At 70.9% G+C, this 24207-nt stretch carries 23 protein-coding genes; 17 read left to right on the top strand and 6 right to left on the bottom strand.

Annotation, left to right across the window (positions count from 1 at the left end):
* Window positions 1-123 precede the first annotated feature (123 nt).
* Window positions 124-693 carry a TetR/AcrR family transcriptional regulator gene (locus ABFX50_RS07340; protein ID WP_346144395.1) on the bottom strand — a complete coding sequence of 190 codons (570 nt, stop codon included), beginning with the start codon at window positions 691-693 and terminating at the stop codon, window positions 124-126.
* 74 nt (window positions 694-767) lie between these two features.
* On the opposite strand from ABFX50_RS07340, the gene ABFX50_RS07345 reads away from it, so the two are divergent.
* Window positions 768-1610: an alpha/beta fold hydrolase gene (locus ABFX50_RS07345; protein WP_346144396.1), complete on the top strand. Its 843-nt coding sequence runs from the start codon at window positions 768-770 to the stop codon at window positions 1608-1610.
* Window positions 1611-1804: 194 nt separating this feature from the next.
* On the opposite strand, the gene ABFX50_RS07350 is transcribed toward ABFX50_RS07345, so the two are convergent.
* Both ABFX50_RS07350 and ABFX50_RS07355 read right to left on the bottom strand, forming a co-directional pair.
* On the bottom strand, window positions 1805-2539 hold the full coding sequence (locus ABFX50_RS07350) for a GntR family transcriptional regulator (RefSeq protein WP_346144398.1): 735 nt from the start codon (window positions 2537-2539) through the stop codon (window positions 1805-1807).
* A gap of 231 nt (window positions 2540-2770) precedes the next feature.
* Window positions 2771-4738, bottom strand: coding sequence for an MFS transporter (locus ABFX50_RS07355; protein WP_346144400.1), 1968 nt, complete (start codon window positions 4736-4738; stop codon window positions 2771-2773).
* Between the two features lie 97 nt (window positions 4739-4835).
* Between ABFX50_RS07355 and sucC the strand changes: the two genes are divergently transcribed.
* The 6 genes from sucC (at window position 4836) to ABFX50_RS07385 (ending at window position 12197) form a co-directional block, all read left to right on the top strand.
* Window positions 4836-5990: an ADP-forming succinate--CoA ligase subunit beta gene (gene sucC / locus ABFX50_RS07360; protein ID WP_346144402.1), complete on the top strand. Its 1155-nt coding sequence runs from the start codon at window positions 4836-4838 to the stop codon at window positions 5988-5990.
* 314 nt (window positions 5991-6304) lie between these two features.
* Window positions 6305-7195 (top strand): succinate--CoA ligase subunit alpha, encoded by an 891-nt coding sequence (gene sucD / locus ABFX50_RS07365; RefSeq protein WP_183660515.1) that lies wholly within the window; start codon window positions 6305-6307, stop codon window positions 7193-7195.
* Window positions 7192-8136 carry a hydroxypyruvate isomerase family protein gene (locus ABFX50_RS07370; RefSeq protein ID WP_346144403.1) on the top strand — a complete coding sequence of 315 codons (945 nt, stop codon included), beginning with the start codon at window positions 7192-7194 and terminating at the stop codon, window positions 8134-8136. The genes sucD and ABFX50_RS07370 overlap by 4 nt, the downstream gene beginning before the upstream one ends.
* Entirely contained in the window at window positions 8133-8957 is an 825-nt protein-coding gene (locus ABFX50_RS07375; protein WP_346144404.1) for an NAD(P)-dependent oxidoreductase, read from the top strand. The genes ABFX50_RS07370 and ABFX50_RS07375 overlap by 4 nt, the downstream gene beginning before the upstream one ends.
* Entirely contained in the window at window positions 8954-10669 is a 1716-nt protein-coding gene (gcl, locus tag ABFX50_RS07380) for a glyoxylate carboligase (RefSeq protein ID WP_346144406.1), read from the top strand. The genes ABFX50_RS07375 and gcl overlap by 4 nt, the downstream gene beginning before the upstream one ends.
* Window positions 10670-10679: 10 nt before the next feature.
* Window positions 10680-12197, top strand: coding sequence for an aldehyde dehydrogenase family protein (locus ABFX50_RS07385; protein ID WP_346144408.1), 1518 nt, complete (start codon window positions 10680-10682; stop codon window positions 12195-12197).
* Here the strand turns inward: ABFX50_RS07385 and ABFX50_RS07390 are convergent.
* Window positions 12130-13014, bottom strand: a complete 885-nt coding sequence (locus tag ABFX50_RS07390) for an alpha/beta hydrolase (RefSeq protein WP_346144409.1) — start codon at window positions 13012-13014, stop codon at window positions 12130-12132. The genes ABFX50_RS07385 and ABFX50_RS07390 overlap by 68 nt on opposite strands.
* Before the next feature lie 74 nt (window positions 13015-13088).
* Window positions 13089-13427, bottom strand: coding sequence for a DUF6703 family protein (locus tag ABFX50_RS07395; RefSeq protein WP_183657936.1), 339 nt, complete (start codon window positions 13425-13427; stop codon window positions 13089-13091).
* Window positions 13428-13642: 215 nt separating this feature from the next.
* Between ABFX50_RS07395 and ABFX50_RS07400 the strand changes: the two genes are divergently transcribed.
* Together ABFX50_RS07400 and ABFX50_RS07405 are read left to right on the top strand one after the other, a co-directional pair.
* Window positions 13643-13933, top strand: coding sequence for an antibiotic biosynthesis monooxygenase (locus ABFX50_RS07400; RefSeq protein ID WP_183657939.1), 291 nt, complete (start codon window positions 13643-13645; stop codon window positions 13931-13933).
* Between the two features lie 85 nt (window positions 13934-14018).
* Window positions 14019-15404: a glycine--tRNA ligase gene (locus ABFX50_RS07405; RefSeq protein WP_183657942.1), complete on the top strand. Its 1386-nt coding sequence runs from the start codon at window positions 14019-14021 to the stop codon at window positions 15402-15404.
* A 204-nt stretch (window positions 15405-15608) separates the two neighbouring features.
* Here the strand turns inward: ABFX50_RS07405 and ABFX50_RS07410 are convergent, their stop codons facing one another.
* Window positions 15609-16520 carry a dienelactone hydrolase family protein gene (locus tag ABFX50_RS07410; protein WP_346144412.1) on the bottom strand — a complete coding sequence of 304 codons (912 nt, stop codon included), beginning with the start codon at window positions 16518-16520 and terminating at the stop codon, window positions 15609-15611.
* 147 nt (window positions 16521-16667) lie between these two features.
* On the opposite strand from ABFX50_RS07410, the gene ABFX50_RS07415 reads away from it, so the two are divergent.
* From ABFX50_RS07415 to ABFX50_RS07450, 8 genes are read left to right on the top strand one after another with little or no spacing between them, the layout of a single operon-like run.
* On the top strand, window positions 16668-16823 hold the full coding sequence (locus ABFX50_RS07415) for a hypothetical protein (protein WP_183657948.1): 156 nt from the start codon (window positions 16668-16670) through the stop codon (window positions 16821-16823).
* Complete coding sequence (locus tag ABFX50_RS07420; protein ID WP_346144414.1) at window positions 16820-17800, top strand: AAA family ATPase; 981 nt, start codon at window positions 16820-16822, stop codon at window positions 17798-17800. Before ABFX50_RS07415 ends, ABFX50_RS07420 begins: the two co-directional genes overlap by 4 nt.
* Window positions 17797-18870 (top strand): DUF58 domain-containing protein, encoded by a 1074-nt coding sequence (locus ABFX50_RS07425; protein ID WP_346144415.1) that lies wholly within the window; start codon window positions 17797-17799, stop codon window positions 18868-18870. Before ABFX50_RS07420 ends, ABFX50_RS07425 begins: the two co-directional genes overlap by 4 nt.
* A complete protein-coding gene (locus ABFX50_RS07430) occupies window positions 18867-19808 on the top strand; it encodes a VWA domain-containing protein (protein WP_346144416.1) in 942 nt (313 codons plus the stop codon). The genes ABFX50_RS07425 and ABFX50_RS07430 overlap by 4 nt, the downstream gene beginning before the upstream one ends.
* Before the next feature lie 20 nt (window positions 19809-19828).
* Window positions 19829-20701 (top strand): S1C family serine protease, encoded by an 873-nt coding sequence (locus tag ABFX50_RS07435; RefSeq protein ID WP_346144418.1) that lies wholly within the window; start codon window positions 19829-19831, stop codon window positions 20699-20701.
* A gap of 10 nt (window positions 20702-20711) precedes the next feature.
* The gene (locus ABFX50_RS07440; protein WP_183657960.1) at window positions 20712-21374 is read left to right on the top strand and encodes a response regulator transcription factor; all 663 of its coding nucleotides are present in this window, start codon (window positions 20712-20714) and stop codon (window positions 21372-21374) included.
* On the top strand, window positions 21371-22558 hold the full coding sequence (locus ABFX50_RS07445; RefSeq protein WP_346144420.1) for a sensor histidine kinase: 1188 nt from the start codon (window positions 21371-21373) through the stop codon (window positions 22556-22558). The genes ABFX50_RS07440 and ABFX50_RS07445 overlap by 4 nt, the downstream gene beginning before the upstream one ends.
* A 43-nt stretch (window positions 22559-22601) precedes the next feature.
* Window positions 22602-24071, top strand: a complete 1470-nt coding sequence (locus ABFX50_RS07450; protein ID WP_346144422.1) for a serine/threonine-protein kinase — start codon at window positions 22602-22604, stop codon at window positions 24069-24071.
* Window positions 24072-24207 lie beyond the last annotated feature (136 nt).

Below are 24207 nucleotides of genomic sequence, written 5' to 3' on the forward strand. Positions count from 1 at the left end.
CCCCGTATATCGGGGGAAGCGGGTCACCCCGGCGCCGTCCGTCCATCCCGAGTTGTCAGCAGGTCCTGAGATCACGCCGTGCTGGGTCCACATGCCCCCCGAGATATGCGGTAGCACATGAGTTCACCGTCCAAAGGCGCACCGAATGAGGGTCTCGGCCGCGGCACGAGCGTGCGCCGCTGTGTCCGGGTCTCGCGTGATGGCGGCCGTGGTCTGGGCGCCCTCGGCGAGGAGGACGAGTTGTGGGGCGAGAAAGGCTGGGCCGCCCGCCTCTACGACCAGTTCGGCGACGCGGCGCTGGAAGGACGTCTTCTGCTCGCGGACGGCCTCGGCGACCCTGGTGCTACCGCCTCCCAGCTCGCCGAAGAAGTTGATGAAGGCGCAGCCGCGGAAGTCGTCCTCGCGGAACCACTCCGCCAGAAAGTCGAAAACGGCCAGCAGCTTGTCGCGCGGCGTTCCGGCGGTGGCGATGGCGCCGTCGACGCCGGTGTTCCACTGCTTCGTCCGATGCTGGAGCACGGCCAGGATCAGGTCGTCCTTGGAGGGGAACAACGTGTAGATGCGCTTCAGTGAGACGCCGGACTCGGTGCGGACGGTGTCCATACCGACGGCCTGGACCCCATGGGCGTAAAACAGCCGATCCGCCGTCGATACGACCTGTGCCTCACCGGTCATGAGCCCTCCCGTTTGCATAGAGAACCAGCGTTCTCTACTGTAGGGCACATGAGCAGAGAACGACCGTTCTCTGCCGTACGAGGGAGATTGTCATGGGCCACATCACGGTCGGGACGGAAAACAGCACCGACATCGAGCTGTACTACGAGGACCAGGGCGCCGGTCAGCCGGTCGTCCTCATCCACGGCTACCCCCTGAACGGGCACAGCTGGGAACGCCAGACCCGCGAACTGCTCGCCGCGGGCCACAGGGTCATCACCTACGACCGCCGGGGCTTCGGCCAGTCCAGCAAGGTCGGCAGCGGCTACGACTACGACACCTTCGCCGCCGATCTGCACACGCTGCTGGAGACGCTGGACCTGCGGGACGTCATCCTCGTCGGGTTCTCGATGGGCACCGGCGAGCTGGCCCGCTATGTCAAGAACCATGGCCACGAGCGCGTCGCCAAGCTGGCATTCCTCGCCTCGCTTGAGCCGTTCCTGGTGGCGGCGGACGACAACCCCACCGGGGTGCCGCAGTCGGTGTTCGACGGCATCGCCGCCACCGCGCAGGCCGACCGCTATGCCTGGTTCACCCAGTTCTACAAGGACTTCTACAACCTGGACGAGAACCTCGGCACCAGGATCAGCCAGGAGGTCGTCACCGCCAACTGGAACACCGCCACCACCTCCGCCCCGGTGGCCGCCTACGCGGTCGTGTCGGCCTGGATCGAGGACTTCCGCGAGGACGTCGCAGCCGTGCGCGCGGCCGGCAAGCCGTCGCTGATCCTGCACGGGACCAAGGACAACATCCTGCCGATCGACTCCACGGGACGTCCGTTCCACAAGGCATTCCCTGAGGCGGACTACGTCGAGGTCGAGGGCGCGCCGCACGGCCTGCTGTGGACGCACGCCGCCGAGGTCAACCAGGCGCTGCTGGCCTTCGTCGGCAAGTGACCGAACGGGCCGGCGCCCTCGTCGAGCAGAGGCCGTCGGCCCCTCGCCACGGGACGGCATTCAGGACAGGCCGGAAGCCGCGTCTGATCGTCCTCCCTCAGAGCTGCGTACCCCCGAGATGTCGGTAGACCCTCAGACGTCCGCATGCCCCGCGATGTCGACCGCCTCGTGGGCGGATGCCCTCAACGTGGGGTTCAGCTCCCCGGCGCCGTCCGCATGCGGCGTCGCCGTACCGGCTGGGGCGCCGGCTCCTCCGGCTGGCTCTTCCGCTGCTCCAGGTACGACAACCTCGTGTGCTCGGTGTGTTCGCGCATGATCTGCGCCGCCATCTCCTCGTTGCCGTCGGCGATGGCGTCGATCAGATCCTCGTGCTCCTGCCACGACGTGAGACCCCGCTGCCTGGCCACCGGCGTGTGATACCACCGCACCCTGCGCGCCACCTGGGCCGCCAGCTCCGCCAGCACCTTGTTGCCCGACAGCGCCGTGATCAACGCGTGCAGCTCGGAGTTGGCCGTGACCGCGGTGTCCGTGTCCTCCGAGTGCGCTGCCGAGGCCCCGCGCGCGCACAGCCTCCGCAGCGCCGCCACCCCGTCCTCGTCCGCGTGCCGCGCGGCCAGCCGCGCGGACTCCGTCTCCAGCAGCGCCCGTACGGCAAGCAGCTGGTCGGCCTCCTCGACACTGGGCGAATGCACGAAAGCGCCCTGCCCGGGATGCAGGTCCACCCATCCCTCGCCGCTGAGCAGCTGCAACGCCTCACGCACGGGCTGCCGTGACACTCCGAGCAACTCGGCCAGCTCGTTCTCCACCAGGTGCTGGCCAGGCCGAAGCTGCCCGGACACGATGAGCTCAAGCAGAGCCTCGAACACACTCTCCCTGAGCGGAACCGGACGCGGAATCTTGGCCGCCGCCCCCGAATCAGACTGCAACATATCCGCACCTCAAACTGTTCGTGGTCGACTGCCTACAGCATACAGTTCCAATGATCCCACCGCCGGGTGACCCCTATCACAGCCCGGCTCAAAGCTCAGATCCTCCGCTCCGCGTCACCCGGCAGCGTCTGTTTGCCTCTCGTGGCAGGTCACACGGGTCGGGAAGGTTCGCCCAGGCCTGCGACCTTGGTCAAACGGCTCGTGGAGGGGCTGCCCGGACCCGCGACTCCGTCACACGGGGATCGTGGAGGGCCTGCCCGGTACCCGCAACCCCAGGCTCGCCGCAGCCGCAGCGAACGCCGCGCATCCCGCCACCAGGCCGATCCCACCCAGCCCTGCCCCGCCCGGCAGTCCGACGTCACCCAGCAGGTGAATCCCAGCCGAGGAATCAGCGGCCACTCCAACCCCGCTTGGTGGCTGACCTTCGGTGACCGCCCGATCCCGGCTCGGCGGCTGACTCTCGGCGGCCACCCCGGCTTCGCTGGGCGGTTGACCTTCGGCGACCGCCCGATCCTGGCTCTGCGGTCGGCCTTCAGTGACCGTCCGAGCCTCGCTCGGCGGCTGACCTTCAGCGGCCACCTCAGCCCCACTCGTGGGACCGCTTTCATCCACCACTCTTGCTCCGCTCCGCGAGTCACCACCACCGAGCCCCCCGGCCAGCACGGCGGATCCCGCCAGCAGTACGCCCGCCAAGCCGACCCCCACGATGCCCGCCACCGCCTTGGCGCTGTAGACCACGCCATGGATCTCGGTCACTCGCTCCTCCCCGAAGTACTCCCGCACAAGGGCGGCCACCAGCGGATAGAACCCGCCACCACCCAACCCCGCCACCATCGCGCCCACCGTGACCGCACCGCTCGCCAGCACCACCTGGCCGACTCCGAGCACCGCGAGCACCAGCGCGAGAGTCCGCCGTCGCCCCAGCAGCTCGGAGACCCTCATCGCCCCCGCCCGCCCCGCTCCGTTCAGCGCGATCAGCAGGGCGAGCGCCACCCACGACCCCATCGCCGCCACCACCACGACGTTGAAGATCGAGATCGCCCCCGCGCAGAGGAGGATCCCCGCCAGGACGGCGAGCGCGGGAGTCCGCAGCGCCTGTCCTGGCGTGAACTCGCGCACCGCTGGAGGCGTCCTCCGCAGGTGCCTGGCGTCCAGGGCGAAGTGCCGGGGGTCGATCGTGTCGGGCCACCACCGAGGCGGCGCCAGCCGTACGAACCTGGCCGCCAGCCCGATCGCCACCACGGCCACCACCGCACACACCGCGAACGCGACCGCCAGAGCACCCGCGCCCCCATCTCCGATGCCAGCCGTCAGCGCACCCAGGCTTCCATCGCCGGCTCCAGGCGTCAGCGCCCCCGCGCCTCCATCGCCGGCTCCATCCGGCTCATTCGAGCGCGCATCGCCGGCTCCGACCGTCATGCCCGCGACTATCGCGACGGGAAGCGCCCCGTATCCGAACGCCCCCGTCACATAGCCCACCCTGGCCGCAGACCTCTCGGGATACCAGCCCGCCACCAGTCGACTGCACACCCCATACACCAGACCGCCGCCCACCCCGCCGAGCAGCGAGAACCCGATCAGCAGCGCCCAGAGCTCCCCGCTGATCGCCACGGTGAGCAACCCGATCCCACTCAGACCAGCTCCCGCCCCCAGCACCCGGCCCACCCGCGGCCCACGATCCGGGCTCGCAGACCCTTCCCGTCCACGATCCCAGTCCCGAGTGTCACGGCTGCGGGTCACGCGACGCCGGTTCCCGCGATCCCGGTCTCCGCGGCGATGAACGTCCTCATGGTCGGGGTTCTCGGTAGCTCGGCCCCCGCCGTTCCGATCGTCTCGACGCGTCCCCGCTGCCTGGGTGGCGATGCTCGTGGGGTCGGTCGCCAGGTCATCTCGTGGGGAGGTGCCTGCCGGGAGGGGCGGCGTCACGCCGCCTGAGGGACGGGGGCCGGGCAGGCGGGTGCTCAGGAGGAACGCCGTGACGGCCTGGCAGACGATCCATGCGGCCAGCGGCAGCAGGACGGTGGCCAGGGAGCGGCCCCCGGCGAGGAAGGCCGGTACGGCGGCGGCGTAGCCGTACTGCAGGGGAGCGATGGCGATCATCGAGGCCCAGGCCAGCACGAACATCCTGCGGCGGTCGGACGGCGGCGCGGTGACGAGGTAGGCGCGACCGCGCCAGTCCCTGACCAACGTATTTTCCATACTGTATGGAATATCCGGGAGACAGTGTTCTGTCGAGACCTAGACGCGACATATTCCATACGGTATACCGTCTACAAGAACCGCATAGGGAGTCTCGATGGACCTGTACGAGTACCAGGCAAAGGAGCTCTTCAACCGGCACGGTGTCCCCGTACCGCGTGGCGGGGTGGCGGCCACCCCTGACGAGGCGCGGACGATCGCGGTGGAGCTCGGCACCCCGGTTGTCATCAAGGCCCAGGTCAAGACCGGCGGCAGGGGCAAGGCCGGAGGCGTGAGACCCGCGCCGGGCCCGGCCGCGGCACACGAGGAGGCGGCCCGCATCCTCGGCATGGACATCAGGGGACACATCTCGCACACCCTCCTCGTCGAGGAGGCGACGGTGGCCTTCGAGGAGTACTACGCGGCCTTCCTTGTCGACAGGGCGAACGGCTGTTTCCTCGCCATGGCGTCCACAGAAGGCGGCATGGAGATCGAGGAAGTGGCCGCGACCAGGCCCGAGGCGTTGCTCAAGGTGGCGATCGATCCGCTCGGAGGGGTGGACGGGGCGCAGCTCGCCCGTCGTTCGGGACTGCCCGAGGCGGCGGGGCCGGTGCTGGAGCGGCTGTGGCGGGTGATGGTCGAGGAGGACGCGCTGCTCGTCGAGGTCAACCCGCTCGCCTGCACCACCGACCAGCGCATCGTCGCCCTCGACGGCAAGATCACATTGGACGACAACGCCCTGTTCAGGCACGCGGGCGAGGACGCCTGCCCGGTGACGGAGTGGATCGGCGGAGAGCACGAGGGCGAGGGGCTCGAGGCCAGGGCGCGGCGGCGCGGGCTCAACTACGTCAAGCTCGACGGCCAGGTCGGCATCGTCGGTAACGGCGCAGGACTGGTGATGAGCACGCTGGACGTCGTCGCCCAGGCGGGCGCGGGACCGGCGAACTTCCTCGACATCGGGGGCGGCGCGTCGGCGAAGGTGATGGCCGACGGGCTGGAGATCATCCTGTCCGACCCCGACGTCCGTTCCGTGCTGGTCAACGTCTTCGGCGGGATCACGACCTGCGACGCGGTGGCGACGGGGGTCGTCTCCGCGCTCCAACTGCTCGGTGAGCGGGGGGTGACGCGGCCGATCATCGTCCGGCTGGACGGCAACAACGCCGAGATCGGACGGCGGATCCTCAGCGACGCCCGCCATCCGGCCGTACGCCAGGTCTCCACGATGGACGGCGCCGCTGAACTCGCCGCACGCCTGGCCAAGGCGAGCGCGTGATGACGGCAGGGCGCCCTCGATGGACGGCCTGCCGTGCGGGAGACGGGTCCGCAGGCGGAAGCGGACCTCGGGCAGGGGGAGCGAGTCCGACCCCCAACAGGCAGGCAGGCACCCCCGCTGCGGCGCCGAGTGGTCGGGTGCTGAGAGGGCCGGTCTGGCGTCGGGTGCTGGGGCGAGGGCCGGGCCGGCATGCAGTGCTGCGACGAAGGTGGGGCCGGCATGCAGTGCTGGGGCGGGGGTTGGGGTGGGGGCGTGGGCTGGGACGCGACTCGTCCCTTGGCGACATGGCGTCGGTTCGTGAAAGCGGGTAGATGATGGCGATCTTTCTGACCAAGGACAGCAGAGTCCTCGTGCAGGGCATGACCGGCGCGGAGGGCGCGAGGCACACGGCCAGGATGCTGGCGGCGGGCACTGACGTCGTCGCAGGCGTGACCCCAGGCAAGGGCGGCACGTCGGTGGACTTCGGCGAGCGAAGGGTGCCGGTGTTCGGCACCGTGGCCCAGGCGATGGCCGAGACGGGCGCGGACGTGTCGGTGGTGTTCGTACCGCCACGCTTCGCCGGAAGCGCGGTGGAGGAGGCGGCCGAGGCCGAGATGCCGCTGTGTGTGGTGATCACCGAGGGCGTTCCCGTCCATGACACGCTGCGGTTCCTGGCGAAGGCGCGTCACACCAGGATCATCGGGCCGAACTGTCCTGGGCTGATCAGTCCGGGGCAGGCGTCGGCGGGGATCGTCCCCGCGGACATCACTGGGCACGGGCGCATCGGGCTGGTGTCGAAGTCGGGGACGCTGACCTACCAGCTGATGTACGAGCTGCGAGATCTCGGCTTCTCGACGGCGGTGGGCATCGGCGGCGACCCCGTGATCGGCACCACGCACATCGACTGCCTGCGGGCGTTCGAGGAGGACCCCGCCACCGACGCGATCGTGATGATCGGAGAGATCGGGGGCGATGCGGAGGAGCGAGCGGCGGCGTTCGTCGCGGCCGGCGTGACCAAGCCGGTCGTGGCGTACGTGGCGGGGTTCACCGCTCCTGAGGGCAAGACCATGGGGCACGCGGGGGCGATCGTGTCGGGCTCGTCGGGGACGGCGCAGGCGAAGAAGGAGGCGCTGGAGGCCGCGGGCGTCAGGGTCGGCAGGACCCCGTCGGAGACCGCTCGCCTCATGAGATCGGTCCTCACCCGCCCGACGAGGGAGGCCTCATGACGGCCTCGGGACAGGCAGGGGCAGGACGACGCGTCGCCGTGCCCGGTGGGACGGCCGCCGAGACGGGCCAGGGCGAGAGAGCATCCGGAGGGGTGGGCTCTCGTGGGGCGGTGCCTGGAGGGGCGGGCTCTCGGCGGGCAGCGGGCGGCGCCACGATGGGGCTGCGGTTCGATGTGAATCTGAGCATCCTGTTCACGGATCTGCCGCTCCTCGAAAGGCCCGCCGCCGCCGCCGAAGCCGGCTTCACCGCCGTCGAGATGTGGTGGCCGTTCGACGGACCGACCCCGTCCGACCGCGACCTCCGCGCCCTGCGGTCCGCCATAGAGGACGCCGGTGTCCAGTTGGTGGCGTTGAACTTCGACGCGGGCGACATGGCCAACGGGGACAGGGGCATGCTCACCCAGACCGACAGGTTCCTGGCCAACGTCGACGTGGCCGTGGGACTGGCGGGCAGGCTCGGCTGCCGCATCCTCAACGCCCTGTACGGCAACACCGCCCCCGGCAGCGCCCGGACACGTGACGTCGACGCCGGGCATCGGCGGGTGGCGGTCGCCAATCTCGCCCACGCCGCCAAGAGGGCCGCGGACATCGGCGCGACCGTCGTCGTCGAGGCGCTCAACAGCCACGAGAACCCCCGCTATCCCCTCACCTCCTCCCACCAGGCCCTGGAGGTGATCGACCAGGTCGGCATGGAGAACGTGAAGCTCCTCGCCGACCTCTACCACCTGCACCGCATGGGCGAGGACGTGCTCGGCCTGCTCGACACCCAGGCGCACAGGATCGGCCACGTGCAGGTCGCCGACGACCCCGGACGCGGGTACCCGGGCAGCGGGCGCATGCCGTACACGGAGATCTTCAACAAGCTCGGAACCTATGAGGGCCACGTCGGGCTGGAGTACCGGCACGAGGGGCCGGGGGCGTTCGACTGGAGGAACGGATGAAGATCGGCTTCATCGGGCTCGGCATCATGGGCGCTCCCATGGCCGCCAACCTCGGCAAGGCGGGCTTCGAGGTCCGCGGTCACGACCTCAGGCCCGAAGGCAGGACGGTCGCCAGCGTGGCCGAGGCGGTCACGGGCGCCGACGTGGTCATCACCATGCTGCCCGACTCTCCGCAGGTGGAGGAGGTGCTTCCCGACATCGTCGAGTACGGCGGGGACAACCTTCTCTACATCGACATGAGCACGATAAATCCGGAAACGTCGGTGGGGATCGCGCGGCGCCTTCCCCACGCCCTCGACGCCCCCGTCAGCGGCGGCGAGCGGGGCGCGATCGAAGGCAGCCTCTCGATCATGGTGGGCGGCGAGGAGGAGGACTTCCAGCGGGCACTGCCCGTCCTCCAGGCCGTCGGCAGGACGATCGTCCACGTCGGCCCGTCCGGCGCGGGCCAGACCGTCAAGGCCGCCAACCAGCTGGTCGTCGGCGGCACGTACGGCCTCGTCGCCGAGGCGATCCTGCTCATGGAGGCCTCGGGCGTGGACCCCGCCAAGGGCCTGGACGTGCTGGCGGGCGGCCTTGCGGGCTCCCGCGTCCTCGAGCTCAAGCGCCACTCCATGGTCGCCCGCGACTTCGCCCCCGGCTTCCGCATTGACCTGCACCACAAGGACATGGGCATCGCCACGGCCGCAGCCAGGCAGGCCGGGCTCGCGCTCCCGCTGACGGCCCTCGTCACCCAGCTCATCGCCGCCGCCAGGGCGCAGGGCCACGGCTCGCTCGACCACTCCGCCCTGCTGAAGGTGATCGAAAGGATCAACGCCGCATGAAACGAATCCCCTGCATGGAGGCGGTCGTCGCGGTGCTGGAGTCGGAGGGCGTCGACACCGTCTTCGGCATCCCGGGCGCCGCCATCCTGCCGCTCTACGCGGCGCTGCGGACCAGCTCGATCCGTCACATCACGGTCCGCCACGAGGAGGGCGGCACGCACGCCGCCGACGGCTGGGCCAGGGTGACGGGCAACGTCGGCGTCAGCATCGGCACGAGCGGCCCCGCCGGGACCAACATGATCACCGGGCTCTACACGGCGCTCGCCGACTCCATCCCAATGATCTGCATCACCGGCCAGGCCGCCACGGACAAACTGCACCAGGAGGCCTTCCAGGCGGTCGACATCGTGGAGATCGCCAAGCCGGTCACCAAGTGGGCGGTCCAGCTCAAGGAGCCCGCCCAGGCGCCGTGGGTGTTCCGCGAGGCGTTCAGGATCGCCAGGTCGGGACGGCCTGGTCCGGTCCTCATCGACCTGCCGATCGACGTGCAGCGCGGCACCTGCCTCTACGATCCCGCACTGGACGCGCCGCTGCCCGTGGAGGTCCCGGCGCCGAGGCGGAGCCTGGTGCGGGCCGCCCTCGACCTTCTCCAGCAGGCCAGACGGCCGATCATCCTGGCTGGAGGCGGGGTGGTGATCGGCGAGGCCGCCGAGGAGCTGCGGCAGGTCGCCGAGCGGCTGCGCGTCCCCGTCCAGGTGACGCTGATGGGCAAGGGCGCCTTCCCCGAGGACCACGCGCTGTTCGCCGGCATGGCGGGGGTGCAGACACACACCAGGTGGGGCAACGCGGCCTTCCTCGAGAGCGACCTCGTGCTGGCCGTCGGCGCCAGGTTCGGCGACAGGCACACCGGCGACCTGGAGGTCTACCGCAGGGGCAGGACGTTCATCCATGTCGACATCGAGCCCACCCAGCTCGGCAAGGTCTTCGAGCCAGACCTCGGCATCGTCTCGCACGCCAGGCCGTTCCTGAAGGCCATGGCCGAGGCGGCACAGGAGGAGAGCGCCCCGCCGAGGGCGAGGGAGAAGTGGTCGCGCAGGGTCGCCACGCTCAGGGAGAGCCTGCCGCGCAGGGACGACTTCGACGACGTGCCGATCAAGCCGCCCAGGGTCTTCAGGGAGATCAACGACTTCTTCGGCAGGGACACCACCTTCGTCACCGCCATCGGCCTCTACCAGATCTGGTCGGGCCAGTTCCAGAAGACCTACCTGCCGAGGCGCTACCTGGTCTGCGGTCAGGCGGGGCCGCTGGGCTGGGAGGTTCCCGCCGCGATGGGCGTCAAGGTGGCCCATCCCGAACGCCAGGTCGTCGCGGTCGTCGGCGACTACTCCTTCGAGTTCCTGATGGAGGAGGTCGCGGTCGCCGCGCAGTACAGGATCCCCTTCGTCATCGTGATGATCAACAACGAGTACCTGGGGCTGATCAGGCAGGCGGAGATCCCGTACGGGATGAACTTCGCCGTCGAGCTGGGCGGCGTCGACCACGTGAAGGTCATGGAGGCCTTCGGCTGCCCCGGACGGCGCGTCGAGGCGCCGGGCGACATCCGCGACGCCCTCGCGTGGGCGTCGAAGGAGGCGGAGAAGGAGCGCCTTCCCGTGCTCGTCGAGGTCATGGTCGAGCGGGAGGCCAACGCGGCCATGGGCTCGGCCCTCGACGCGATCAAGGAGTTCGAGCCGCTGCCCGCGCTCGAGCTCGCCGTCGACTGGTCCGACTGAAGGAGCGCTCATGCTGAAGCCGGGGACCGCCTGGTCCGACGCCTACGACAGGTGCCGCGCGGCGGCGCCGGAGGCCTTCCACGACGACAGGGTGCTCAACCACTGGGGCGGGCTCTGGCAGCGCGACGGCCGTCCCACGCCGGTCTTCTCGCCCGTCGACGGCACCGCCATCGCGGGCCCGCCGCGTCTGGACAGGTCGGGCGCCGCGCGCGCCGTCCACGCTGCCGTCGACGAGCACGGGCGGTGGCGCCACCTGCCGCTGTCCGAGCGCAGGGCCAGGGTGGCCGCGGCCGTGGACTCGCTCCAGGCCCACCGCGAGCTGCTCGCGCTGCTGCTGGTCTGGGAGATCGGCAAACCCTGGCGTACGGCCTGCGCCGACGTCGACCGCTGCCTCGACGGCGTGCGCTGGTACCTGGAGGAGATCGAGCCCATGCTCGCCGGCAGGACGCCCCTGCCGGGCCCGGTGAGCAACATCGCCAGCTGGAACTATCCGATGAGCGTGCTCATGCACGCCATGCTGGTGCAGGCGCTGGCGGGCAACGCCGTCATCGCCAAGACGCCCACCGACGGCGGCCTGTCGTGCCTCACCCTCGCCACGGCGCTGGCCGTCAGGGAGGGGCTGCCGCTCACGCTGGTCAGCGGCGGAGGGGCGGAGCTGTCGCCGGTGCTGGTCGGCGCCCGCGAGCTGGGCTGCGTCTCCTTCGTCGGCGGCAGGGACGCCGGCGCCCAGGTCGCCACCTCGCTCGCCGAGCGCACGGGCCTGCAGGACCGCAGGCACGTGCTGGAGCAGGAGGGTCTCAACTGCTGGGGCGTCTGGGAGTACTCAGGGTGGGAGCTGCTCACCACGCAGATCAGGAAGTCCTTCGACTACGGCAAGCAGCGCTGCACCGCCTACCCTCGCTTCGTCGTGCAGCGGGAGCTGTTCCACGACTTCCTCGCCGCCTACCTGGCGGCGGTCAGAGACCTCAGGTACGGTCACCCGCTGCTGGTGGAGGCGCCCGACGACCCGCTGCCCGAGCTGGACTTCGGCCCGCTGATCAACGCCGCGAAGGCCAAGGAGCTGGCCGAGCAGGTGGAGGAGGCGATCGCCAAAGGCGCGGTCCCGCTCTACAGGGGACCCGCGGTGGAGGGCGAGGCCTACTTCGCCCCTGTGGCGCTGCTGGACCCGCCGCGCTCCTCCCCGCTGTTCCACGCCGAGCCGTTCGGCCCCGTGGACACCGTCGTGCTGGTCGACACCGAGGCCGAGCTGCTGGCCGCGATGAACGCGAGCAACGGCGCGCTGGTCGCGACGATCTCCTGCGACGCGCCCGAGACCGCCGAACGGCTGGCCCCCGAGGTGCGGGCGTTCAAGGTGGGGATCAATCAGCCCCGCTCGCGCGGCGACAGGCAGGAGCTGTTCGGCGGGCTCGGCGCCTCGTGGCGCGGGGCGTTCATCGGCGGGGAGCTGCTGGTGCGGGCGGTCACCCAAGGGCCTTCGGGCGAGCGCCTTCCTGGCAACTTCCCCGGTTACACGATGCTTCCCCCGTGAGCGCGATCGAGACGATCCTGTCGAGGGCGGGGTTGCCCGCCCTCAGGTAGTCGTTGTGGCCGCCGGGGCCCCCGTCGAACACCCTGGCGCCGAAGGCGGGGGTCACGGGGTCGGCGCCGTAGCCGATGGGGCCCAGCCGTACGCCCGGTCTGAGGACGTCGTCCTTCGCGCCGAGCGCGGCCCAGACCTGGGCCGGCGTGCGGAGCTCGGCCCTGGTGGCGGCGCCCATGCCGGGGCTGCCCAGCACGACGATGTCGTCGACGGGCAGTCCGGGCGCGGCCTGCCCGCACACGACCGACCCGTAGCTGTGACAGACGAGGCTGACGCGCTCCTTCCCGCGCAGCGCGGTGGCCAGCTTGCGCAGCGCCATGGCGCCCTTGGCCGCGGGCAGTGTCGTGATGACCTGCCAGTCGGTCATCTCCGGCGCGTCGTAGCCGAGCCAGCCGATGACGGCCACCGGCTCGCCGGGACTGAGCGCGGCGGCCCTGGCGTGGATGGCCCTCGCCGCTCCCGCGGGCGAGACGGAGGTGCCGTCGAAGTCGTCGAGGCTGAACCCGGTGCCCGGCACGAAGACGACCACGGTGCGGGCGGCGGCGAGGTCGCCCACGACCTCGATCGCCCTGCCGTCGCCCGCCCTGTCGTAGGCGAGCAGCTGGCGCTCGCCGCCCGAGGCCGCTCTGGTGCCGGCGTAGCGTTCGGCCAGCGCGGACGCGGTCATCGCGGGCAGCTCGAGCGGCACCGAGCCCGGCAGGCATCCTGCGCCCGAGACCGTCAGCAGGAGGGCCGCGCCGAGAAGCGTTCGTGAGGGGAACCGCATGACTCAGGACGTTACGTGGCGCGGGGGACCACCCGCGTCACGCGGAGGTCGGATCTCGCGATGGCCCCTTGGTACTAGAGCGCCCCGAACCTGTCGGCCGCCACGAGGAGGAGGAAGGTCAGCATGGCCACGCGCAGCAGCTTGCCGCCCGCGCCGAGGGAGGGCCACGACAGGTAGGCCAGCCAGCCCACGAAGGCGACCACCGGCAGCACGGCCAGGCCGCCCAGCCAGCTGTCGAGCGCGAACCCCGCCAGCAGCAGGATCACCAGGACGGCGGGCGTGACCCAGCGCGGCACCTGGGTGAACAGGAACGTGATGGGGACGGCGCTGCGTTGCTCGACCGTCTTGCGCAGGCCCGTGGCGCCAGGCGTGAAGAACTGCTCGCCTGACGGAAGAGGCTTTCGAGTGGCCACCTCACGAGCCTAGCGCGGCACGCGCCTGCCTCTCGAGACTCGTCACAGAACCCGCGCCTGGATCACCCCGGCGGGCGGTACCGCTCCCGGCAGTCCCGACGCCACGAACGAGAGCGGGAACGCGGGCACGACCCAGCAGAGGAGGCCGAAGCCGGAGCGGCGGATCCTGAAGAGCACGCATCAGGACAGGCCTCTTGTCTGACATCCTGGACCACGTGCTCGCACTGATTCGCTACACCGTTCCCGAGGCGCGCTCCCAGGAGTTCCTCAAGCAGGGCCAGGAGATCATCGACGTGCTGGCCGCCCAGCCCGGCTACCTGCGCGGCCGCCTGTGCCGTTCGGTCGACGAGCCGAACCTGTGGGCGCTCGTCAGCGAGTGGGAGGGCGCGGGCTTCTACCGCCGCGCGCTGTCCGCCGCGAGAATGGCGATGTACCCCCTCATGATCCTCATGGTGAACGAGCCCAGCGCCTTCGAGGATGTGTACGTTTCCGGGCGAGACGAATAGTCGCGCGCGGCGGTGCCCGGATGTCCCCTAAGCTGGGATCTCATCCTTTCACTCGCCGACCTCCAGCCGGAAAGAGATTCAGCCAATGGCACGCCGGACCGACGTCATGGACACGATCGTCAGCCTCGCCAAGCGACGGGGGCTCGTCTACCCGTCGAGCGAGATCTACGGAGGCCTGCGCGCGTCGTGGGACTACGGTCCGCTGGGCGTGGAGCTGAAGAACAACGTCAAGCGGCAGTGGTGGCTGTCGATGGTCCAGGCCCGCGAAGACGTGGTCGGCCTCGACTCCTGCGTCATCCTGGCTCCCGAGGTGTGGCAGGCCAGCGGCCACGTCGAGACCTTCACCGACCCGCTGACCGAGTGCCAGTCCTGCCACAAGCGCTTCCGCGCCGACCACCTCGTCGAGGCGTACGAGGAGAAGCACGGCAAGGCCCCCGAGCACGGGCTGGCGGACCTGAGCTGCCCCAACTGCGGCAACAAGGGCGCCTTCACCGAGCCGCGCCAGTTCAGCGGCCTGCTGAAGACCTACCTCGGCCCGGTCGAGGACGAGTCGGGCCTGGCCTACCTGCGTCCCGAGACGGCGCAGGGCATCTTCATCAACTACGCCAACGTGCAGCAGTCGGCGCGCAAGAAGGTCCCGTTCGGCATCGGCCAGATCGGCAAGTCCTTCCGCAACGAGATCACGCCGGGCAACTTCATCTTCCGCACCCGCGAGTTCGAGCAGATGGAGATGGAGTTCTTCGTCAAGCCCGGCACCGACGAGGAGTGGCACCAGTACTGGATCGACGAGCGCTTCCGCTGGTACTCCGACCTGGGCATCAACAAGGACAACCTCCGGCTCTACGAGCACCCCAAGGAGAAGCTGTCGCACTACTCCAAGCGCACCGTCGACGTGGAGTACCGCTTCAACTTCACCGGCTCGGAGTGGGGCGAGCTCGAGGGCATCGCCAACCGCACCGACTTCGACCTGACCGCGCACGGCAAGGCGTCGGGCGTTGACCTGTCCTTCTTCGAGCAGGACACGGGCGAGCGCTACGTGCCCTACGTCATCGAGCCGGCCGCCGGTGTCGACCGCGCCACGCTGACCTTCCTGCTCGACGCCTACACCGAGGACGAGGCGCCCAACGCCAAGGGCGTCATGGAGAAGCGCACGGTGCTGCGCCTCGACCACAGGCTCGCCCCCGTCAAGGTCGCGGTGCTGCCGCTGTCGCGCAACGCCGACCTGTCGCCCAAGGCCAAGGACCTCGCCGCCCAGCTGCGCAAGCGCTGGAACGTCGAGTTCGACGACGCGGGGGCCATCGGCCGCCGCTACCGCCGCCAGGACGAGATCGGCACGCCGTTCTGCATCACGGTCGACTTCGACACCCTCGACGACCAGGCCGTGACCATCCGCGAGCGCGACTCGATGGGTCAGGAGCGCATCTCCCTCGACCAGGTCGAGTCCTACCTGCGCCAGCACCTCAACGACTGACGCGAGATCCGGCAGGAAAGGGGGGCGGTCTCACCGCCCCCCTTTCCTCATGTGTCGTAGCAGGCGACCCGCTGGTCGTAGACCCAGTCGGCGTCGCTCGGGTAGCGGGTCCACACGCCCAGAGCAAGGCGGCCGTCGGCGGCGACGACAAACCCCGGCGGACGTCGCCCAGCATCTCGGTGTGGACCCACGCGTGAGCGTGGCTCAGGCCAGGTGGGTGCCGAACCAGTCGAGGACCCGCTGGTAGGCCTGGGCGGCGGCCTGAGCGTTGTAGCGCTGGCCCGTGTCGTTGAAGAAGGCGTGGCCGACGCCGGGGAAGGTGACGATCTCGTGGGTGAGCCCCGCCTTCTCCAGCGCGGCCCGCGCCGCGTCGCGGGTGGCGTTCACCCGGTCGTCCTGCTCGGCGTAGACGCCGAGGACGGCCGCCCTCGTGCCGGCGAAGTCGGCGCCGTCGGGCAGCGGGCCGTAGAAGGGCACGGCGGCGGCCAGGCGCGGCTCGGCGTTCGACAGCAGCAGCCAGGTCATCCCGCCGCCGAAGCAGAACCCCACCATGCCGAGCTTGGTACCGGGCGCCCTGACGGCCAGCTCGTCCAGCGCCGCCTTCATGTCGGCGACGAACCGCTCGGGCGGGATCTCACCGAGCTTGGCCGTGGCCTGGGCGGTGTCGCTGAAGGACTCCGTGCCGCCCTCGCGTGAGAGCAGGTCGAGGGCGAGCGCGGAGTAGCCGCTGGCGGCCAGCCGTCCCGCGACGGAGCGGGTGTGGTCGTTGAGCCCGCGGTTCTCGTGGATGACCAGGACCGCGCCCTTGCCGTTCGGCGCCTGGGCCCAGGCGCCGCGCAGGGTGGCGCCCTCGGGACCCGCGAAGGTGATGGCCTCCGTCGGCAGGGGTGAAGGGCCCGCGGGTGAGGCGGTCGGGCTCGGTGAGGGGCTGGCCGTGGGTGTGCTCGGCACGGCGGCCTGCCCGTCGGCCCCGCAGGCGCTCAGCAGCGCGGTGGCCGCGGGCAGCCCGAGGCCGAGCAGGGCCAGCCTGCGCAGCGCTTCACGCCGAGAGATGAGCCCTTCGACGTGGTCGAGTGCGATCTCCTCGGCGAGGTAGCGCTTGAAGGGTGACATCATGCCCGGATCGTAGGCCGCGCCGACGAAAGACCGGGTAAAGGGCGGCTCCGTGCGACACCGAAAATTCAGATAAAGACGAGCGTTACGCCGGTTTTCGCGTCCTCTTGATGACATTCCTCGTGAACCTACGAAGGGACATGAGGATCCATGGCACGCACATCACGCTGGAAGGTGGGGGCCGTCGTACTGGCCGGTGTCGCGCTCGTCATGACGGGGAGCGCGGCCTCGTTCGCCGAACCCGAGCCGACGGCGCTCGAACTGAGAGTCGTGGTCGACGACTGCCCGCACGAGGTCACGCCATGACCGAGCCCGACCTGCTGGAGCGGACGCTGTTCGAGGTCAAGAGGGTGATCGTCGGGCAGGACCACATGGTCGAACGCCTGATGGTCGCAGTCCTGGCCAAGGGGCACTGCCTGCTCGAAGGGGTGCCGGGCATCGCGAAGACGCTCGCGGCCGAGACGCTCGCCACCGTGGTCGGCGGCTCGTTCGCCCGCATCCAGTTCACGCCCGACCTGGTGCCCTCCGACATCGTCGGCACCAGGATCTACCGCCCGTCCACCGAGAGCTTCGACATCGAGCTCGGGCCCGTCATGGCCAACCTCGTGCTCGCCGACGAGATCAACAGGGCGCCCGCCAAGGTGCAGTCGGCGCTGCTGGAGATCATGGCGGAGCGCCAGGTCAGCATCGGCGGCGTCACGCATCCGATGCCCGCGCCCTTCCTGGTGCTGGCCACGCAGAACCCGATCGAGTCCGAGGGCGTCTACCACCTGCCCGAGGCGCAGCGCGACCGCTTCCTGATGAAGATCGACGTGGGCTATCCCAGCGAGTCGGAGGAGCTGGCGATCGTCTACAGGATGAGCGTGGACCCGCCCGTCCCCCAGCCCGTCCTCGACCCCGCGCGGATCGTCGCCCTCCAGCGGCGGGCGGAGGAGGTGTTCGTCCACCATGCGATCGCGGAGTACGCGGTGCGGCTCGTCCTCACCACCAGGGAGCCCGCGCGGTACGGCCTGCAGGACGTCGAGCGGTCGCTGGCGTTCGGCGCCTCGCCGAGGGCCACGCTCGGACTGCTGGCGGCGGCGCGGGCCCTGGCGCTGCTGAGGGGGCGCGACTACGTGCTGCCCGACGACGTGCGCGACCTGGCGCACGACGTGATGGCGCACAGGCTCGTGCTGTCGTTCGACGCGCTCGCGGAGGGCGTCACGTCGAGGCACATCGTGGACAGGCTGGTCGAGACCGTGCCGCTGCCCGTGGTCGCTCCACAGCAGGAGGCGGCGGCATGAGGCCCTACCTGGCCGCCGAGCCTGCCCTGCGCAGGCTGGAGCTGATCGTCACCCGCCGGCTCGACGGCCTGCTGCAGGGCGAGCACCTGGGCCTGGTGCCGGGGCAGGGCAGTGAGCCCGCGGAGGCCAGGCCGTACCAGGCGGGCGACGACGTGCGGCGCATTGACTGGAACGTCACGGCGCGCACCGCCGCGCCGCACGTCAGGGACCTGGTCGTGGACAGGGAGCTGGAGGTGTGGACGCTGCTCGACGCCACCGCGAGCATGGACTTCGGCACCGCGAAGATGGAGAAGAGGGAGCTGGCCCTGGCCGCGGTGGCGGCGGTCGGGTTCCTGACCCAGCGCACGGGCAACAGGATCGGGGCGCACCTGCTGCACGGCGGCGGGGTGCGCAGGCTGCCCGCGAGGACGGGCAGGCCGCACCTCATGGCGCTGCTGCAGGCGATGTTCGGGCTGCCGCGCACCTCTCCTGGGGTGGCGGAGCCGCCCCTCGCGGCGGCGCTCGAACAGCTCGGCAGGGTGGTACGGCGGCGCGGCCTGGTCGTGGTGGTCTCCGACTTCCTCGACGACCCGCGCTCGTGGGAGGGGCCGTTGCGGCGCCTCGGGGTCAGGCACCAGGTGCTGGCCGTGGAGGTCGTCGACCCTCGCGAGCTGGCCCTGCCCGACGTCGGGGTGCTGACGCTGATCGACCCCGAGAGCGGCAGGCGCAGGGAGGTGTCCACGGGCGACGCCAGGCTGCGCCTGCGGTACGCCGAAGCGGCCGCCGCCCAGCGCGCGGCCATCTCGGCGGCGCTGCGCGGGACGGGCGCCACGCACCTGCGGTTGCGCACGGACGGTGACTGGGTGCGTGACCTCGTCGAGCACGTGCTGCGCCAGCGCAGGCTCGCGCGCCTGGCCCCGGCGCCCCGAGCCACCGCCGTGCGCGGGGGTCCCGACGGGGACACCACCTCGGGCTCCTCGTCCCCAGACGGGAGCGAGGGCCGAGGCCCCAGGGGGAGCGGGGTCGTCCCCGAAGGCCACGCCGCTCCGGGCGGGCCGTGGGGGAGAGGGCCGGGAGGTGAGGCGGCATGAGCCTGCTGGCGCCCATCTGGCTGCTCCTGCTGATCCCCGTGGCGCTCATCGCCGTCACCTACGTCGTGATGTCGAGGCGGCGCAGCGCCTACGCCGTCCGTTTCAGCAACCTCGACCTGCTGGACAAGGTCGCGCCCAAGAGCCCCGGCTGGCGCAGGCACGCCCCCGCCGCGGCGCTGCTGGCGATGCTCGTGCTGCTCGTGGTGGGCTTCGCCAGGCCGACGGCGCAGGTCCAGGTCCCGAGGGAGCGAGCGACGATCATGGTCGCGTTCGACGTCTCCGCCTCGATGGAGGCCACGGACGTCGCGCCCGACCGCTTCACCGCCGCTCGCGAGGCCGCCCGCCAGTTCGTCGAGGGCCTGCCGCCGCGCTTCAACCTGGGCCTGGTCGCCTTCTCCGGTCAGGCGTCGGTGGCCGTTGCGCCGACCACGGACAGGCAGGCGGTGCTGGCCGCGCTCGGCAGGCTCACCACCGCCTCGGGCACGGCGATCGGCGAGGCCGTCCACTCCTCGCTGGAGGCCATCCAGCGGCTCGACACCGAGCAGGAGCCGCCGCCCGCGCACATCGTGCTGCTGTCGGACGGCTCCAACACCACCGGCCGCCCCCTTCCCGAGGCCGCGAGGGCGGCAGCCGAGCGAGGGGTGCCCGTCACGACCATCGCGTACGGCACGCAGACCGGCACCATCGACATCCAGGGCAACCAGATCCCCGTTCCCGTCGACGCCCCCGCGCTCCAGGAGCTGGCCCGTTCGGCGGGCGGCGGCTTCTACGAGGCGGCCAGCGGCGACGAGTTGCAGGCGGTCTACGACGACATCGGCACCTCGGTCGGCTACCGGACGGAGCGGCAGGAGATCTGGCCCTGGTTCGTCGGAGCGGGCCTGCTGCTGGCCGCGCTGGCGGCGATCGGCTCGATGCTGTGGTTCTCGAGGCTGCCATGACCACGACGAGGGATCACGCCATGAACGGTCTGGGCGAGCCGCGAGGCCCCGACTTCCGCTCGGGCACGCTGCCAGGGCACCAGCAGGGGCCGCCGCCACAAACGCCTGTCGCGGACGGCAGGGTGGCGGCCGCCCCCAGAGGCCGCCTCCTGGTGACCGCCGCGCTCGTCGCCGCGCTCACCGGCGGGGCGGCGGGTGTGGCGGGGGCGCGGCTCATCGAAGGGTCCGAGCCCGCCCCCGCGGCCCTGCCCCGCGTCCCCGCCGCCCAGCCCCCAGGCCAGGGACAGGGCCAGGGCAGGACACCGGCACAGGGACTCAGCGCCACCGCCGCCCAGGTGCTGCCCAGCGTGGTCTCCGTCGAGACCAGGAGGGGCAGCGGCTCGGGCTTCGTGATCGACGGCAGCGGCCACGTGCTGACCAACGCCCATGTCGTCGGCCGCGGCAGCACCGCTACCGTGGTGTTGAACGACGGACGCAGGCTGGGCGCCACGGTGGTCGGCGAGGACGAGGACGAGGATCTGGCCGTCCTGAGGGTCGGAGACGCCTCGGGCCTCACCCCCGCCAGGCTCGGCAGGTCGAGCGAGCTGGCCGTCGGCGACCAGGTGCTGGCCATCGGCTCCCCTCTCGGCCTGTCGGGGACGGTGACCGCGGGCATCGTCAGCGCCCTGGACAGGGAGGTGGGGCTGGGCGGCAGCAGCAGGCGCACCGCCGTACAGACCGACGCCTCCATCAACCCGGGCAACTCCGGTGGCCCGCTGGTCAACGCCAGGGGAGAGGTGGTGGGGGTGAACACCGCGATCGCGACGAGCAGGGGTGGAGGCAACATCGGGATCGGCTTCGCGATTCCGATCGACAGAGCCGCTCCGATCGCGGAAAGCATCATCCGAAACTAGGGTGCACAGCATGCGACTACTGGTCGTCGAAGACGAGGAGGACCTGGTCGACGCGCTACGTGTCGGCCTGATCCGGGCCGGCTACGCCGTGGACGTCGCCTACGACGCCCCCTCGGCGGCGGAGAAGCTCCAGGTGAACACCTATGACCTGGTGCTGCTCGACCTGAACCTGCCAGGTGGCGACGGCTTCCAGCTCTGCCGTACGGCCAGGGCCTCGGGAAGCGGGGTGCGGATCATCATGGTGACCGCCCGCGACCGCCTCGACGACAGGGTCAGGGGCCTGGACGAGGGCGCGGACGACTACCTGGTCAAGCCGTTCGCCTTTCCCGAGCTGCTGGCCAGGGTGCGGGCGCTGCTGCGCAGAGAGACCGGCGGGACCTCTGTGCTCGAGGTGGGAGCGCTGCGGATCGACACCGCGCGCATGGAGGTCTCGCTCGGCGGCAGGTCGCTGGCGCTGACCCCCAAGGAGTACGGCGTGCTGCACTACCTCATGACCAAGCCGGGCCATGTGGTCTCCAGCGAGGAGCTGTTGGAGCACGTGTGGGACGAGCACGCCGACCCCTTCACCAACACCGTCCGCGTCACGGTCGGCAACCTGCGCCGCAAGCTGCAGGAGGAGGGGCTGATCGAGACGGTGATCAGCAGGGGGTACCGGCTGAGGGAGGACGCGTGATCCACACCATCAGGTTCAGGATGACCGTGCTCTACTCGGCCCTGCTGTTCACGCTGGCCGCTCTGGTCCTGGGCGGCATCTACTACGTGGTGTCCGCCTCGACCGAGCAGCGCCCCTACACCACCGAGTACGCCAAGACCTACCGCTCCAACGGCGAGTACCTGGGCAAGGCCCCGGTGGTCTTCGTCGAGGAGGTCGAGAACGCCATCAACGTCAAGACGATGACCACGCTGCGCGACTACTCCCTGGCCACGCTCGCCTTCCTCTTCGTGGCCAGCCTCCTCATCGGCTGGATCCTGTCGGGCAGGGTGCTGCGCCCGGTCAGGGCGATCACCCGCACCACCGACGAGATCCAGGCCACCGACCTGTCCAGGAGGATCAGGCTCGAAGGGCCGAAGGACGAGCTGCGCGACCTGGCCGACACCGTGGACACGATGCTCGACAGGCTGGAGGAGGCCTTCAGGGCGCAGCGCCAGCTCATCGACGACGCCTCGCACGAGCTGCGCAGTCCGTTGACGATCATCAGGACCAACGTCGACGCGGTCCTGGCCTCGCCCGAGGCCACCGAGGAGGAGCGGGTCCGCGCGGTCGCCATCGTGGACCGCGCGACCACGCGCATGACCAGGCTGGTGGAGGATCTGCTGGCCAGCGCCAGGCGCCAGGGCACCGCCTTCGCCGACAGCGACCTCGACCTGGCCCAGGTGGCCGACGAGGCCGCCGAGGAGTACACCGCGCTGGCTCAGGCCCGCGGCCTCACGCTGACCAGGTCGCTGACCGGCGAGCTGCCCATGACAGGCGATCACGACGCGCTGCGCAGGGCGGTGGCCAACCTGCTGTCCAACGCCGTACGGCTCTCGCCCCCCGGCGGCACGGTCGAGGTGGCGGCGGGCAGGCAGGGCGGCTGGCTCTGGACGGCCGTCCGCGACGGGGGTCCCGGCCTCTCCGACGAGGACAGGCCGCGCGTCTTCGACAGGTTCTGGCGCGGCGAGGCCAGCCGCAGGGACCGGCACACCGGGCTCGGCCTGGCGATCGTCAGGCAGATCGTGGAGTCGCACGGAGGGCGGGTGGCGGTCTTCTCCCAGCTGGGCGAGGGGAGCACGTTCGTGCTCTGGCTGCCGTCGCGCGAGGGTGCCGAGAGCCCGGTGCCGACGATCAATCCCCTCGCTGGTGTCGTGAACATATAGGTTGGCTCGGAATACGAGGAAATCTGAGTCATTGGCGGGATATATGCCGGAAATGCTGGACGGGCGCTACCAGCTGGACGAGCCGATCGGGCGCGGCGGTATGGGCGAGGTCTGGCGGGGACACGACCCGCGGACCGGCAGGGCGGTGGCCGTCAAGATCCTCGCGCCACAGGTGACACAGCCCGCCGCCCGCGAGCGCTTCGCCCGCGAGGCGAGGGCCGCGGCGCAGATCGTGCACTCCAACGTGGTCACCGTCTTCGACACCGGTGAGCAGGACGGCCGCCCCTACCTGGTGATGGAGCTGCTGACGGGCCGCAGCCTGGCCGACGAGCTGACCGACGGCCACAGGTACGGCATCGCCGAGGTGTGCCGCCTGATGAGCCAGGCCGCCTCCGGCCTCGACGCCGCGCACAAGGCCGGGGTGATCCACCGCGACATCAAGCCCGCCAACCTGCACAGGACGGCCGACGGCACCCTCAAGATCGTCGATTTCGGCATCGCCCAGGTGGCCAGCGAGACCTCCCGCCTCACGACGGTCGGCACGGTCGTCGGCACCGCCGCCTACCTCGCCCCCGAGCAGATCAACGGGGAGGCGGGCACCGCGGCCTCCGACCTCTACGCCCTCGGCTGCGTCGCCTACGAGTTGCTGTGCGGACAGCCGCCCTTCTCCGGCGGGGCCGCCGACCTGATGCGCAAGCACATCTTCGAGCCGCCCGTGCCGCCCGCCCAGATCAGGCCCGACGTGCCCGCGGGGCTGGACAGGCTCATCGTCGCCATGCTCGCCAAGGAGCCCGCAGGCCGTCCCGCCAACGCCGAGCAGGTACGGCAGGCCTTCGCGGCCTTCGCCTTCCCCGCCGCGACGGCCCCGAATCCCACGGCCGTCATGCCGGCGCCCGACGCCGCGGCGACGGCGGACCCGCGCAGGGGCGCCACGATGCCGGTGACGGGCGCGTGGGCCGCCGAGCCTCCCGCCCCCTCCGAGCCGAGCCGGCAGAACAGGCGGCTGATCCTGCAGGCGGTGGCCGGTGTGGCGGTGATCGCGGCGGTGGCTCTGGGCGTGACGCTGCTCAACGGCCGCTCGGGCACGCCGTCCCCGACGCCCACGAGCGTGCCCGTCTCCACACCCGCCACGCAGCCCGCGCCTGAGCCGACCCCCTCACCGACCCCGGTGGAGTCGCTGCGGGAGACGGGCTCGCCCGAGCCTGAGGACGACCAAGGCGGCGACGACGGCGAGACCAAGGCCTACACGCCCTCCGGTGGCTGGCGGAAGTGGCTGGGTGAGTTCGACAGGGCCGTCCTGCTGCAGGAGGCCGAGGGCGGCATCGACCCGAAGACCGCCGCCAAGGCGCACGAGCAGATCCGTGAGGCGGCCAGGGCGGCGGGGGCGGGTGACGAGAGAGCGGCTCAGGACAAGGTCCTGGGCCTGACCCGTGACCTGTTCAAGGATCTGCGCAAGGGCAAGCTCGAGAACGGTCCGCTGACGGACTTCCTCAAGGGCGCGGGCCTGCGCTAGCGGCCCTCACACCGCCGGCGTGACGGCGTAGGCGAGGGGCGGAAGCACGAGGACGGCGACGCGCAGGCCGTACAGGACGACGGGGTGGGCGGTCCACGTGGCCGCCCAGACCACGGTGAACAACGTGCCGTGCCTG

It is taken from the genome of Nonomuraea recticatena (assembly GCF_039533245.1).
Classification (GTDB): domain Bacteria; phylum Actinomycetota; class Actinomycetes; order Streptosporangiales; family Streptosporangiaceae; genus Nonomuraea; species Nonomuraea roseola.